Here is a 13098-nt window from a genome sequence, read left to right as displayed (position 1 = left end):
GCGACCGCTCACCGCGCCGCCGTGTCCCGCGTGGGGAATCCTGGAATACTCGCAGACAGGGGGCGTGACGGTGCCCGGCACACGGCGCGTCGACGACAAGTTCAGTACAGCGAAATAGGCCGAGAAGCGTCCGGGTATCGTGCAAATGATTTATCTTGCCCCGAGGCGTTCGTGAGAGGTCGGACACCGAACGAAGCGGGGCTCTTTGTGCAGATTGGGAGCGACATGACTGAACTCGCGGATCGGACACACTCCGATCGCGCCGCCACGACCGCAAACGGTCAGGGCACCCGCCGCAACACCCGGCTACCCCGGGACGCGCGGCGTCTTCAGTTGCTCGCGGCCGCCAGCGAGGTCTTCGTCAGCCGCGGCTACCACGCCGCCGGCATGGACGAGATCGCCGAGTGCGCCGGCGTGAGCAAGCCCGTCCTGTACCAACATTTCCCGGGCAAGCTGGAGTTGTACGTCGCGGTGCTGCAGAGCTACGTCGACACCCTGATCTCGGGAGTGCGGCAGGCACTGCGGTCGACCACCGACAACCGGCAGCGCGTCCGGGCGGCCGTGCAGGCATTCTTCGACTTCGTCGACACCGACACCCAGGGCTTCCGTCTGGTGTTCGAGTCCGACCTGATGGGCGAGCCCCAGGTGGCACGTCGCGTCGAGCAGGCCACCGAGGCCTGCGTCGATGCCGTGTTCGACCTCGTCGCGCACGACTCGGGACTCGATCCGTACCGCGCTCGAATCCTCGCCGTCGGCCTGGTCGGCGCGAGCCAGTTCACCGCACGGTACTGGCTCGAGGCTGCGCGGCCGATCCCCAAGGAGGAGGCGGTCGACACCACCGTCGCTCTGGCCTGGGGTGGCCTCTCCCACGTGCCGCTGCACGCGGAGACCAAGTAGTCGGTCCGCCGACGAGCGAAGGGCGCGGAGTCTTCGAAGACTCCGCGCCCTTCGCGTACATCCGGATCTAGCTGGTCGGCGCGAACCCGACCTTGCGGCTGTCGGACGGACCGATCTCCACGTAGGTGATCCGCGCTGCCTGGACGAGGAACTTGCGTCCCTTCTCGTCGACGAGCGAGAGCACACCGCCCGCGTCTCCGAGCGCCTTCGTCACGTGCGCCTCCACCTCGTCGGGCGTGAGGACGCTGTTGACGACGAGCTCACGCGGGCTGTCAGTTACACCGATCTTGACCTCCACGGTCAACCTCCGAACTCTCCGAGCGCTTGAAGCTGTCCCGGCCAGGTTAATGCAGCGCTGCCCGCCCGGGCCTGCCGCGACGCTGTGCTGAGAGCGAACAGCGCGCTCAGACCAGGCCCAGCACCGCCATCCGCTCGGCGTGCTTCGCCTGCATGTTGTCGAACAGAGCGGCGACGCCGTTGAGGCTGCCGGTCGCCGTCATCACGAGGTCGGTGAGGTCCTCGCGGCGGGCGAGGACGAACTGGGCCTGCGTGATCGCCTCCCCGAGCAGCCGGCGACCCCACAGCATCAGCCGGTCCTTCTCGCTCTTGCTCGCGGCGACCGCGGCACGAACCTCCTGCACGACGAACTCCGAGTGGCCCACTTCGGCCAGCACCTCGCGGACGATCCCGCCCACCGTGGGATCGAGCGAGTGCGCGATCTCGAGGTAGAAGTCGGCCGCGATGCCGTCACCCACGTACGCCTTCACGAGCGACTCGAGCCACGTCGAGGGGTCCGTCGACGCGTGGTAGGCGTCCAGGGCACGAACGAACGGGTCCATAGCCGCGTACACCTCGATGCCCCGGTCCGTGAGCGCCCTGTGCAGCGTCTCGAAGTGACCCATCTCGGCGGCGGCCATGCTCGCGAGCGCGACCCGTCCCTGCAGCGTGGGAGCCATCCGGGCGTCCTCCGCCAGGCGATAGAACGCGGAGATCTCGCCGTACGCGAGAACTGCGAACAACTCGGCCACACCCGGGTGGTCGGCAGCGATGGCGGGCACGGACGACGTCGGTGAATCGGCTCCCATGACGCCACAGCCTAATCCGTCCTGTGACGTACCCCCGGGAGCGACAGGACTCGCCCGGATACGTGATCTGCGCCATCAGGTGTCGGGCGTGACGGGGTGGGCCGCTACAATTGTGTCGGGAGACCGATATTTCCGCGCTGGTCCCGGTACCGGAGCACGACATCCGGAGTGCCGAATTCGAGTTTGGATTCGAACGATTCGGGCGCGAAACGGATACGGACTCCCGAAGATAATGTGCGCGCACCTGATCGACGGCGCTCGCCGCGTCTCGCCGAGATCCACGCGATCTCCGCGCTGAGACGGAGGCTGGGCCACCGCACAAGAGGGCACCGACATCGGCCGACTTACGGCCTGGCCCCTTACCTCGTGCGTGCGTGCCGATACGAGGAAGGCCAGTTCCCTGAGCAAGATCACGATCGACCACGAAGACAGTAACCACGCAGCAACCGAGACCACGCTGTCCGCGCAGCTGGACGAGACGCACACCCCGCCGACCTTCGGCGAGCTGGGCGTCCGCGACGAGATCGTCAAGGCGCTCGCCGAGATCGGCATCGAGCGCACGTTCGCCATCCAGGAGTTGACGCTCCCCCTCGCCCTCGCCGGCGACGACCTCATCGGTCAGGCCCGCACCGGCATGGGCAAGACGTTCGGCTTCGGTATTCCGCTCCTGCACCGGGTGTCCACCGCCGATTCCGGCACCACCCCGCTCGACGGCACACCCCGCGCCCTCGTGATCGTGCCGACGCGCGAGCTGTGCGTCCAGGTCACGCAGGACCTCGAGAACGCATCGAAGTACCTGAAGTCCGGCGAGAAGAAGCTCGAGGTCCTGTCGATCTACGGCGGCCGCCCGTACGAGCAGCAGATCGACGCGCTCCGCAAGGGCGTCGACGTCGTCGTCGGTACCCCGGGCCGCCTGCTCGACCTCGCCAACCAGGGTCACCTGATCCTCGGCAAGGTCGGCGTCCTGGTCCTCGACGAGGCCGACGAGATGCTCGACCTCGGGTTCCTTCCCGACATCGAGCGCATCCTCGGCATGGTGCCCGACAAGCGGCAGACGATGCTGTTCTCGGCCACGATGCCGGGCCCGATCATCACGCTGGCGCGCACGTTCCTGACGCAGCCGACGCACATCCGCGCCGAGGAGGCGGACTCGTCCGCCGTCCACGAGCGGACCACGCAGCACATCTACCGCGCCCACGCACTCGACAAGGCCGAGATGGTGGCCCGCGTCCTGCAGGCCGACGGCCGCGGCGCGACGATGATCTTCACCCGCACCAAGCGCACCGCGCAGAAGGTCGCCGACGACCTGAACGAGCGCGGGTTCAACGTCGGTGCCGTGCACGGCGACCTCGGCCAGATCGCCCGCGAGAAGGCGCTCGCCGGCTTCCGCAGCGGCAAGGTCGACGTCCTGGTGGCCACCGACGTCGCGGCCCGCGGCATCGACATCGACGACGTCACGCACGTCATCAACTACCAGTGCCCGGAAGACGAGAAGACCTACGTGCACCGCATCGGCCGCACGGGTCGCGCCGGTCGCACCGGTATCGCGATCACGCTCGTGGACTGGGACGACGTCCCCCGCTGGCAGCTGATCGACAAGGCTCTGGCTCTCGGTGTGCCCGACCCGGTCGAGACCTACTCGAGCTCGCCGCATCTGTACGAGGACCTCGGTATCCCCACGGACGCAAAGGGTTCGATCCGCAAGCCGCGCGCCGAGCGTCCGGCCAAGGAGCACAAGAACGCCCCGGCCGCCGAGAAGTCGGAGAAGTCGGACGCTCCCAAGCGTTCGCGCCGCCGCACCCGTGGCGGTAAGGCCACCGACGGTTCGGCGTCGGCCGCCGCGACCGCGACGTCCGGCGAGAAGACCCCCGAGGTCGCCTCGTCGACGACCGACGAGGCCGGCTCCGCGCCGCGCCGCCGTCGTCGCCGCCGTCGTCCCGCATCCGCCGAGGGCGCACCGGCGCAGACCGACTCCCAGCCCGTGAGCGTCACGGCAGCCGCCGAGTAGTTCGGGGTAACCTGCCACCTGTGCTGGCACCCGAGCGTCGTACCCGTCTGGACGTCGCCGTCGCCGCGACCATCGCGATCGTCGTCGCGGTCGCCGCGGCGGTGATCTGGATTCGGAGCGACGCTCGGGGTACCACCTCGGTGACCGCGGATGCTCCCGCGTCCACGGTCGACACTCCCCTGTCCCCGCCCGCGTCGCTGACCGAGATCTGGCGTGCCGCGAGCCCGGAATCGGCCGCCCCCATCGTCGCCGACGGCACGGTTGCGACGGCCGACGGCGGAACGGTTCTCGGGCGGGACCCCGTCACCGGCACCGAGCGGTGGCGGTACCAGCGGGACATGCCGCTGTGCGGCGCGATCGGAGCCTGGAACACGGTGGTCGCGGTCTATCGCGATCAGCGGGGCTGCAGCCAGGTCACCCAACTCGACGGAGCGACCGGACAACGTGAGGCGCAGCGTTCCAGCGACGCCGACGACACGGTCACCCTCTCCTACGACGGCACGTACGTGGTGTCCCGCGGCTCGGAGCGGATGGAACTGTGGCGGTCCGACCTGGTCCGCACGCTCGAGTTCGGACGGGTCGACGCGCCGATCAACCCCGGCAAGCAGCCGCGCCCCGACTGCTCCCTGAAGTCGGCGGCAGCCGGCGGCACCCGAGTGACCGTGCTGATGAACTGCCCCGGCGAGGCCGGCGACCGGATCAGCGTCCTCGACGCCGCCCCGAAGGACAATCAGGAACCGCAGGAGGCCGGCTCGACGCTGCTGACCGGGCCGGGCGCCGACACGTCCGGGGCCCGGCTCATCGCGGCATCCGGCGACCGCACCGCGGTGTACCTGCCGGCCGGACCGATTTCCGAGGCCCGCATCGCCGTGGTCGACGGCGAGGGCACCGAGATCGCGTCCCACCCCGCCACCACCCCGGTCGCCGACGGCGCGACCGCCGCCCGCAACGGTTCCGTCTTCACGTGGTGGACCGGTACCGAGCTCATCGCGCTCTCCACCAGCGAACTGGCGCCGAAGTGGACGATGACCGGCGCTCTGGGCCCCGGCGCGATCATGGCCGGTTCACTGCTGGTTCCGGTACCCGGCGCGATCGCCGTCCTCGATCCCGCCACGGGCACCGAACGGGCGCGGATTCCCGTAACCCGAGACAGTGACGCCGGCCCGATCGCGACATCGGTCCTGGGCGACATCGTCCTCGAGCAACGCGGCGACGAGGTCGTCGCGCTGCGCTGAGTCACGCGGGCACGGTCAGGCAGTTCCCTCGTACGGCGAGAAGGTGACGAGCTCGGCGTCACCGGTCCAGTGCGCCGAAAGATGATGCGCCAGTTGACGATACGCCTCGCCACCCTTGTTCTTGCGTCCCGCCAGGACCGTCGCGCCGGACGCCGACGCCTCCGCGAACCGCACCGTCCGAGGAATCGGCGGGGCCAGCACCGGAAGGTCGTAGCGATCCGAGACGTCGGACAGGACGTCGCGGCTGTGCGTGGTGCGCGCGTCGTAGAGGGTGGGCAGCGCACCGAGCAGAACCAGGTCGGGATTGGTGATCTGTTGGACCTCGGACACGGTCCGCAACAACTGCCCCACGCCACGGTGCGCGAGCGTCTCGCACTGCAACGGCACCAGAACCTGTTGCGCCGCGGTCAATCCGTTGAGGGTGAGCACCCCCAGCGACGGCGGGCAGTCGACGATGATCACGTCGAAGTCGTCGAGCACCGGCGCGAGGGCACGCTTGAGCGCGAACTCACGGCCCGGGCGCATCAGCAGCAGCGCCTCCGCGCCCGCGAGGTCGATGGTTGCGGGGAGCAGCTTCACGCCGTCGTCGGTGTCGAGCAGCACGTCCGCGACCGGGACGTCGCCCGTGAGGACGTCGTGCACCGACGCCGCGAGCCGATCGGGGTTGTGCCCCAACGAGAATGTCAGACATCCCTGCGGGTCCAGGTCCACCACCAGCACCCGCCGGTCGAGATCCACGAGCGCCGCCCCCAGAGACGCGACCGTCGTGGTCTTGGCTACCCCACCCTTTTGATTCGCTACAGCCAGTACCGTCGTCACGGCCTAGATCCTTGCGTACTCGAGGCCCGAAGGCGAGGGTTCGAGCGCACCCGGCATGATTGATCCCATGACCCCACGCGAGCGCCGACTGGTTCTGCTGCGACACGGGGAGACCGAGTGGGCGCGCCTCGGCCGGCACACGAGCACCACCGAGGTCCCTCTCACCGAGCGCGGCGCGGCCCAGGCCCGGGCGGTCGGCGCGCAGTTGACCGAACTCGCGCTGGACGATCCGCTCGTCGTCACCAGCCCCAGACGCCGGGCGCACGTCACCGCAACGCTCGCCGGGCTGACCCACGACCGTCATTGGGACGCGTTGACCGAGTGGGACTACGGCGAATTCGAGGGTCTGACCACCCCCGAGATCCGCGAGCAGGTCCCCCATTGGACGGTGTGGACCCACCCCTGCCCGGGCGGCGAGACCCACGAGATGGTCGGCTCCCGAGCCGACATGGTGGTGCACACCGCCGAGGCGGCTCTCGCGGACCGCGACGTCGTGCTGGTGGGACACGGCCATTTCATGCGGGCTGTGATCGCGCGCTGGGTGGAGTTGCCCGTGACCGAGGGGCGACGTTTCCTACTCGATCCCGCCGCGCACACGGTCCTGTCCTACGAGCACGGGTTCCGCACCATCCGAGCCCACAACGTGACCCCGAGAGAAGGCCTCCAGTGAGTGAATCGACGAGCCCGACCGCGGTGATCCGTCGTGCGACGCCCGCCGACGTCGACGCCGTCACCGGCTTGATCTACGAACTCGCCGAGTACGAGAAGGCCCGGCGCGAGTGCACCGTGGTTCCCGACCAGCTCGCCACCGCTCTCTTCGGCCCCGAGCCCGCGGTGTTCGCCCATGTCGTCGAGGTGCCGACGCCGGAGGGGCCGACGGTCGTGGGGACGGCGATCTGGTTCCGAAACTTCTCGACGTGGGACGGCGTGCACGGGATCTACCTGGAGGATCTGTACGTCACGCCCGAGCACCGGGGTGCCGGCTACGGCACGGCGCTGCTGGCGACGCTCGCCGAGGAGTGCGTGACGAAGGGATACACGCGGCTGTCGTGGTCGGTGCTGAACTGGAACACGCCCTCGATCGGCTTCTACGAGTCACTCGACGCGGTCGCCCAGGACGAGTGGACGACCTACCGGCTCACCGGCGACCCGCTGGCGGCTCTCGCCGCCCGGGTGTCGTGACCGGCCGCCGCGCTCATTCCTCGTCTGCGTCCGGAGCCCCGTAGGCCTCGGCCATCCAGCGGGAGGTGCTGCCGGCGAACAGCATCGCCAGCGCCGCCAGCACCACCGCGCCGAGCAGGACGCCCCAGAACCAGCGGTGCGAGGTGAGCACGTACCACGTGACGGGCAACAGCAGCAGCTGCGCCATGAGGGCGATCGTTCGGCCCCAACGCTGACCACGCAGCAGCGCGACGCCGGCCGCCAGTACGGCGCCACCGAGAATCAGGAACCAGGCGGCGGTGCCGTAGCCGCTCGTGACGCTCTGGTCGGCACCGAGCAGACCCCGCACCACCAGGAAGATCGCGAAACCGACGGCAACCGCGCCTTCGAGGGCGACGAGCACGCCGGCCCGCCGGACCGTGCTGGGAGTCGGGGTGGGTGCAGGCTGATTCGACACGCAGCCAGCCTATACATCGACCGGACCCGGCTAGGCTGATGCCCCGTGCGCGCGCTGCTGATCGTCAACCCCAACGCCACCTCGACCACTCCCGCGGGACGAGACCTCCTCGCACACGCGCTGTCGAGTCGGGTCCGCCTCGACGTCGCGCACACCACCCACCGCGGACATGCCGGCGAACTGGCGGCGCAGGCCCGCACCGACGGGGTCGCGTTGATCATCGTCCACGGCGGCGACGGCACGGTGAACGAGGTGGTCAACGGTCTGCTCGGCGAGCCGCACCCCAGATCCATGCGGTCCGTTCCGATCGGGCCGATACCGCTGGTCGCGGTGGTCCCGGGTGGATCGGCGAACGTCTTCGCCCGCTCGCTGGGCATCGAGCCCGACCCGGTCGACGCCACGAATCAGCTGATCGACCTCCTGGCCGCGCGCCGGCGCCGGACGATCGGCCTCGGTCACTGCGACAACCGCTGGTTCACCTTCAATGCGGGGATGGGCCTCGACGCGCAGGTCTGCGAAGCCGTCGACAAGGGCCGCAACAACGGGCAGGCGGTGACGCCGGGGCGCTACGTGCGTCACGCCGTCCGCGCCTTCTTCCGAGCGAAGCGCGAGGAGCCGACTTTGACTGTGGAGGTCCCGGATCGCGACCCCATCGACGGCGTCCACTATGCGTTCGTCTCGAACTCGACACCGTGGACGTACCTGAACAGGCGTGAGGTGCACACCAACCCGGGAACCGGCTTCGACACCGGCCTCGGCCTGTTCGCGATGCGCACGATGCGCGTCTTTGCCAGCCTTCGCGTAGTTCGTCAACTACTTTCGGCCGGATTATCGCCTAAATCACATTCATTGATTCGATTCGACGACGTTCCGCAAATCCGTATCCGTTCGAGTTCCCCCATCGGGTTGCAAATGGACGGCGACTATATCGGCCTGCGAACCGATGTGACATTCGTCGCCGTGCCCGACGCACTCGAGGTCGTGGCCCCCGCGCCGCGCTGATCCGCGCGGCGCCCAGGATCCCCCCGCAGAGGCACCGCCGCGGCCCCGTTCCACTGAATCGAACGACCGATCGGGACCCCTCAGCCGTCCGATCGGCCACCGCGCTGGACCCAAATGTCCAGATGGGGTGCGCAAACCCGCAGGTGGGTGTAGAAAGGACGAGGGCCCACATAGGGGAGCCTAACCGAGTGAGCTTGCCCACGGTGCAACCGATTTCTATTGACTTCCCCTGGGTTCGTGAAAGCATTCACAAGTAACAGCGCTGAAACTTCCAAGTAAGCGCCCATGAACTTGTGAATACATAACGGTGCACATTGCACCCAGTTAAGGAGTAGAAGGATGGACTGGCGTCACACTGCAATCTGTCGCGACGAGGATCCCGAACTGTTCTTCCCGGTGGGAAACAGCGGTCCGGCCCTTGCGCAGATCGCTGATGCCAAGGTTGTCTGCAACCGTTGCCCCGTCACCGCCGAGTGCCTGTCCTGGGCCCTCGAGTCCGGCCAGGACGCCGGCGTCTGGGGCGGCATGAGCGAAGACGAGCGTCGCGCCCTCAAGCGCCGCAACGCCCGCACGCGCGCACGCACCGCGGTCTGATACGGCTTTCGCAGGAGGGCCCGGCACCTATCGGTGCCGGGCCCTCCTGCTTTCCACGCGTTTCGTGACGCGAACGTAAGAAAGGTCGGTCAGCCGCGCGGTGAGCGGCGGCCCAACGGCACCCGCAGCACGGCGTCGGTTCCGCCGTCCGGCGACGGGTGCAGCCCGAGGGAGCCACCCAGTTCGGCGCCCACCAGGGTCCGCACGATCTGGAGCCCCAGACGGTCCGACTTCTCGAGACTGAATCCCGGCGGCAGTCCACGGCCGTCGTCGTGGATGACGACGTCGAGCCAGCGCGCGGAACGGTCCGCCCGCAGATACACCGTTCCCGACTCCCCCGGCTCGAAGGCGTGCTCGATCGCGTTCTGCACGAGTTCCGTCAGCACCATCACCAGAGGCGTCGCCCGCTCGGCCGAGAACACCCCCAGACTGCCCTCCCGCTCGATCTTGATCGGCATGTTCACCGACGCGACGTCGGCGAGGATCGGCACGAGGCTGTCCACGACCTCGTCGAGGTCGACCTCCTCGTCCACCGACATCGACAACGCATCATGAACCAGCGCAATGGAAGTCACGCGGCGGACCGACTCGCTGAGCGCCTGCCGCGCCTCCTCGTTCTCGGTCCGGCGGGCCTGCAGTCGCAACAGCGCGGCGACCGTCTGGAGATTGTTCTTGACCCGGTGGTGGATCTCGCGGATCGTCGCGTCCTTGCTCAGCAACGCGCGGTCTCGCCGCTTGACCTCGGTGACGTCGCGGATGACCACGGCAGCGCCGACCACCTGACCGCGCGGTTTGAGCACGAGCGCCCGGAGCAGGACGGTGGCTCCGCGGGCCTCGATCTCCATCCGGTGGCCGAGCCGACCGCCGAGCGTGCCGCTGATGTAGTCGGCCACTTCCTGCGACTCGAACGGGTCGTTGATGAGCGAGCGCGTCGTGGACGCCAGGTCCTTGCCCACCAGATCGGTGTTCAGCCCCATGCGGTGATACGCCGACAGCGCGTTGGGGCTCGAGTAGACGACGCGGCCCGCGGGGTCGAGACGGATGAAACCGTCGCCCGCGCGGGGGCTCGAATTGGTGTCCGAGCGCGTCTCGGGATTGGGGAACGTCCCCTCGCTGATCATCTGGCACAGGTCCGCCGCGCAATCGAGATACGCGATCTCGAGTGGGCTCTGGGCACGCTGCTGCGCCAGATTGGTGTCCCGGCTGAGGACGGCGATCACCTCGCCGTCGCAGCGCACCGGGACCGCCTCACGACGGAGCGGGGTTCCCCCGCGCCACGTGCGGTCGACCTCGCTGACGATCTCGCCCTCGACGAGTGCCCGCAGTACCTGCGGGTGCTCGGACTCCGAGACCACGGACCCGACGGCATCGTCGGGAAACGCCGTGGAGGCGGTCGTCGGCCGGCACTGCGCGACGCACACGACGGTCCCCGGCATTGCGCCGTCGGTGCCCTCCGGTCGTTCGGTGGCCACCCACAGCAGGACATCGGCGAAGGACAGGTCCGCGAGCAACTGCCATTCGCCGACCACCTGCTGCAGGTGGTCTACCGCGTTACCGGGAAGGTCGGTGTGCTCGGCGAGCAGGTCGCTCAGGGTCGACATGTGCCAGGCTCCGAATCGCTTCTCTGGTTCAGCTGATGGTGGCGATCAGATCGCCCTGCTGGATGACGTCGCCTACCTTCACGTCGACGGACGTCACCTTGCCGGCTACCTCGGCCAGAACGGGGATCTCCATCTTCATGGACTCGAGGATCACCAGGGTGTCGCCCTCGTCGACCTCTTCGCCTGCACTGACAACGACCTGGTAAACGGTCGAAACCATCTCGGCGCGCACATCTTCTGCCACCTGGCACCTCACTGTTCGTGGACGGTCGCGGACCAGCCAATGGAACCACAGCCAACCACACGTGAAACACTAGGACGAACCCGAGTTCGAACAGAGAAGGAGCTACTCATGGGTAAGCGTGGTCGTAAGAAGCGCAGCCGCAAGGGCAACGCCGCCAACCACGGCAAGCGTCCCAACGCCTGAGTAAGGCTGTAGACGAGAATCGGGGGCCGGCAAGCCACAGCTTGCCGGCCCCCGATCGTCGTATCGGACCAGGTCAGCGGTCGGTCTCGCGATCCACCACCGGTCCGGCGTCGCTGACGACCACCGTGCGGCGGATCTCGATCGACAGGCGTTCCCGGAGCCCGGCGGGTGCATGATCCCCGCCACACTTGCGCCCGATCAGTCTCTTGACCTTCTCCTCGATGCCGTACGCCGCGAAGCATGCACCGCAGGTCTCGAGGTGGTGCTCGATTCGCGCTCGGGAATGCTCGTCGCACTCGCTGTCGAGCAGCAACCACACGTCCGCGATCACCGCCGAGCAGTCCAACTGCTCGAACTCGTTCTCCCCGGTCACCGAGTAACCTCCTGCTCCGCCTCGACCTCAGTGCTGCGCCCGGCGGCGTCGACGGCGCCCCCGCGGTTGAATCCACGTTCCCGCGCGACATCCGCGAGCAGACCCCGCAACTGCTTGCGCCCGCGGTGCAGTCGGGACATCACGGTGCCGATCGGCGTGCCCATGATCTCCGCGATCTCCTTGTAGGGAAATCCCTCGACGTCGGCGTAGTACACCGCCATCCGGAACTCCTCCGGCAGTTCCTGCAGGGCTGCCTTGATGTCGTCGTCCGGGAGGGCGTCGAGCGCCTCGACCTCCGCGGACCGCAGACCGGTGGAACTGTGCTCGGCCGTCGCGGCCAACTGCCAGTCGGTGATCTCGTCCGTCGGGTACTGCGCAGGCTGACGCTGCTTCTTACGGTAGGAGTTGATGTAGGTGTTGGTGAGGATCCGGTACAGCCAGGCCTTGAGGTTGGTCCCCTCCTTGAACGAGCGGAACGCCGAGTACGCCTTGACGTACGTCTCCTGCACCAGGTCCTCGGCGTCCGCGGGATTGCGCGTCATGCGCAGCGCGGCACCGTACAGCTGATCGAGGAGCGGAAGCGCGTCACGCTCGAACCGCTCGATCAACTGGTCCTGGGACTCCGGCCCATCACCCGCAGATTCGTTCGCGGGTTCGTGATCGTCCAGCACACTGATCCCTTCGCTAGCCGTAGGGGTCAAGGCTACCGCCAACCCCGGGGCCGTCGAGGGATGCGTCTCGGTCACGAAACCGGCCGTCGTCGATCCGGTCACGGTCTCCGGACGAACCCGTTCTGCACACAACACCGGCACGTACCACTCCCTTCGCTGATGCAGCGTCTCGCGAGGTATCAACAGCACGGGGCGAGAGTCTGTTCCCGGACCGCTCTAGAGTCAGTGCTCATGGCCGGAACATCGACTCCCGCAACGAAGCTGCTCGACAAGGAGAAGGTTGCGCACCGGATCCACTCGTACGACCACGACGCCCGCGCGGCGTCGTACGGCGACGAGGCGGTCGAGTCGCTGGCCGGACAGCTCGGGGTCGAACCGGGACAGATCTTCAAGACGCTCGTCGTCAAGACCGACACCGGCAAGCTGGCGGTCGCAGTGTTGCCGGTGCCGTCGAAGCTGTCCCTCAAGGCGGCCGCCGCGGCGTTGGGCGCGGGCAAGGCCGTCATGGCCGAGCAGTCCGACGCGGAGAGGTCCACGGGGTACGTGCTGGGCGGAATCTCGCCGCTCGGCCAGCGCAAGCGCCTCCCCACGGTGGTCGACGCGTCCGCGCTCACGTGGGATCGCGTGCTGTGCAGCGCGGGCCGCCGGGGGCTCGAGATCGAGGTGGCTCCGCAGGACCTGGTGCGGCTGGCGGGCGCGGTGGTCGCGGAGATCACCACCGGCTGACGCTCCCGCCGAGGAATCTGTGGGCGGCTCCCGCTGTTGCCC

General features: G+C 68.3%; 17 protein-coding genes. 9 read left to right on the top strand and 8 right to left on the bottom strand.

Features of this window, described 5'->3' with window-relative positions; translation table 11 throughout:
• Window positions 1-225 precede the first annotated feature (225 nt).
• The gene (fasR, locus tag PSS76_RS08045) at window positions 226-897 is read left to right on the top strand and encodes an HTH-type transcriptional activator FasR (RefSeq protein ID WP_013416717.1); all 672 of its coding nucleotides are present in this window, start codon (window positions 226-228) and stop codon (window positions 895-897) included.
• A 67-nt stretch (window positions 898-964) separates the two neighbouring features.
• Here fasR and PSS76_RS08040 read toward each other — a convergent pair whose 3' ends face one another.
• A complete protein-coding gene (locus tag PSS76_RS08040) occupies window positions 965-1195 on the bottom strand; it encodes a DUF3107 domain-containing protein (RefSeq protein WP_022597096.1) in 231 nt (76 codons plus the stop codon).
• A 106-nt stretch (window positions 1196-1301) separates the two neighbouring features.
• The gene (locus PSS76_RS08035; RefSeq protein WP_005518776.1) at window positions 1302-1982 is read right to left on the bottom strand and encodes a ferritin-like fold-containing protein; all 681 of its coding nucleotides are present in this window, start codon (window positions 1980-1982) and stop codon (window positions 1302-1304) included.
• Between the two features lie 370 nt (window positions 1983-2352).
• Here PSS76_RS08035 and PSS76_RS08030 point away from each other — a divergent pair, with 370 nt between their 5' ends.
• Entirely contained in the window at window positions 2353-3990 is a 1638-nt protein-coding gene (locus tag PSS76_RS08030) for a DEAD/DEAH box helicase (protein WP_238780781.1), read from the top strand.
• Window positions 3991-4010: 20 nt separating this feature from the next.
• Window positions 4011-5225: an Rv3212 family protein gene (locus PSS76_RS08025; protein WP_081182475.1), complete on the top strand. Its 1215-nt coding sequence runs from the start codon at window positions 4011-4013 to the stop codon at window positions 5223-5225.
• A 15-nt stretch (window positions 5226-5240) separates the two neighbouring features.
• Here PSS76_RS08025 and PSS76_RS08020 read toward each other — a convergent pair whose 3' ends face one another.
• Complete coding sequence (locus tag PSS76_RS08020; RefSeq protein ID WP_084922886.1) at window positions 5241-6044, bottom strand: ParA family protein; 804 nt, start codon at window positions 6042-6044, stop codon at window positions 5241-5243.
• Window positions 6045-6099: 55 nt separating this feature from the next.
• Here PSS76_RS08020 and PSS76_RS08015 point away from each other — a divergent pair, with 55 nt between their 5' ends.
• Window positions 6100-6714, top strand: coding sequence for an acid phosphatase (locus PSS76_RS08015; protein ID WP_005518770.1), 615 nt, complete (start codon window positions 6100-6102; stop codon window positions 6712-6714).
• A 23-nt stretch (window positions 6715-6737) separates the two neighbouring features.
• Window positions 6738-7226 carry a GNAT family N-acetyltransferase gene (locus tag PSS76_RS08010; protein ID WP_337456148.1) on the top strand — a complete coding sequence of 163 codons (489 nt, stop codon included), beginning with the start codon at window positions 6738-6740 and terminating at the stop codon, window positions 7224-7226.
• Window positions 7227-7239: 13 nt separating this feature from the next.
• Here the strand turns inward: PSS76_RS08010 and PSS76_RS08005 are convergent, their stop codons facing one another.
• Entirely contained in the window at window positions 7240-7662 is a 423-nt protein-coding gene (locus PSS76_RS08005) for a hypothetical protein (RefSeq protein ID WP_005518768.1), read from the bottom strand.
• A gap of 45 nt (window positions 7663-7707) precedes the next feature.
• Here PSS76_RS08005 and PSS76_RS08000 point away from each other — a divergent pair, with 45 nt between their 5' ends.
• Window positions 7708-8664 (top strand): diacylglycerol/lipid kinase family protein, encoded by a 957-nt coding sequence (locus PSS76_RS08000; protein ID WP_069856624.1) that lies wholly within the window; start codon window positions 7708-7710, stop codon window positions 8662-8664.
• 339 nt (window positions 8665-9003) lie between these two features.
• The gene (locus PSS76_RS07995) at window positions 9004-9258 is read left to right on the top strand and encodes a WhiB family transcriptional regulator (protein WP_005518766.1); all 255 of its coding nucleotides are present in this window, start codon (window positions 9004-9006) and stop codon (window positions 9256-9258) included.
• Window positions 9259-9347: 89 nt separating this feature from the next.
• On the opposite strand, the gene PSS76_RS07990 is transcribed toward PSS76_RS07995, so the two are convergent.
• Window positions 9348-10859: a sensor histidine kinase gene (locus PSS76_RS07990; RefSeq protein ID WP_005518765.1), complete on the bottom strand. Its 1512-nt coding sequence runs from the start codon at window positions 10857-10859 to the stop codon at window positions 9348-9350.
• Window positions 10860-10887: 28 nt separating this feature from the next.
• Entirely contained in the window at window positions 10888-11139 is a 252-nt protein-coding gene (locus tag PSS76_RS07985) for a biotin/lipoyl-binding carrier protein (protein WP_115155946.1), read from the bottom strand.
• 72 nt (window positions 11140-11211) lie between these two features.
• On the opposite strand from PSS76_RS07985, the gene PSS76_RS23910 reads away from it, so the two are divergent.
• Window positions 11212-11286 carry a 50S ribosomal protein bL37 gene (locus tag PSS76_RS23910; protein WP_022597109.1) on the top strand — a complete coding sequence of 25 codons (75 nt, stop codon included), beginning with the start codon at window positions 11212-11214 and terminating at the stop codon, window positions 11284-11286.
• 73 nt (window positions 11287-11359) lie between these two features.
• Here the strand turns inward: PSS76_RS23910 and rsrA are convergent, their stop codons facing one another.
• Window positions 11360-11659: a mycothiol system anti-sigma-R factor gene (rsrA, locus tag PSS76_RS07980; RefSeq protein ID WP_005518761.1), complete on the bottom strand. Its 300-nt coding sequence runs from the start codon at window positions 11657-11659 to the stop codon at window positions 11360-11362.
• A complete protein-coding gene (locus PSS76_RS07975) occupies window positions 11656-12327 on the bottom strand; it encodes a sigma-70 family RNA polymerase sigma factor (protein ID WP_175271684.1) in 672 nt (223 codons plus the stop codon). The genes rsrA and PSS76_RS07975 overlap by 4 nt, the downstream gene beginning before the upstream one ends.
• 234 nt (window positions 12328-12561) lie before the next feature.
• Between PSS76_RS07975 and ybaK the strand changes: the two genes are divergently transcribed.
• Complete coding sequence (ybaK, locus tag PSS76_RS07970; protein WP_013416724.1) at window positions 12562-13056, top strand: Cys-tRNA(Pro) deacylase; 495 nt, start codon at window positions 12562-12564, stop codon at window positions 13054-13056.
• Window positions 13057-13098 lie beyond the last annotated feature (42 nt).

The sequence above is a fragment of the Prescottella sp. D32 genome, from assembly GCF_037287305.1.
Lineage (GTDB): Bacteria > Actinomycetota > Actinomycetes > Mycobacteriales > Mycobacteriaceae > Prescottella > Prescottella equi.
The sequence above is the reverse complement of the archived record's forward strand: the minus strand, read 5'-3'. Positions and strand labels throughout refer to the sequence as shown.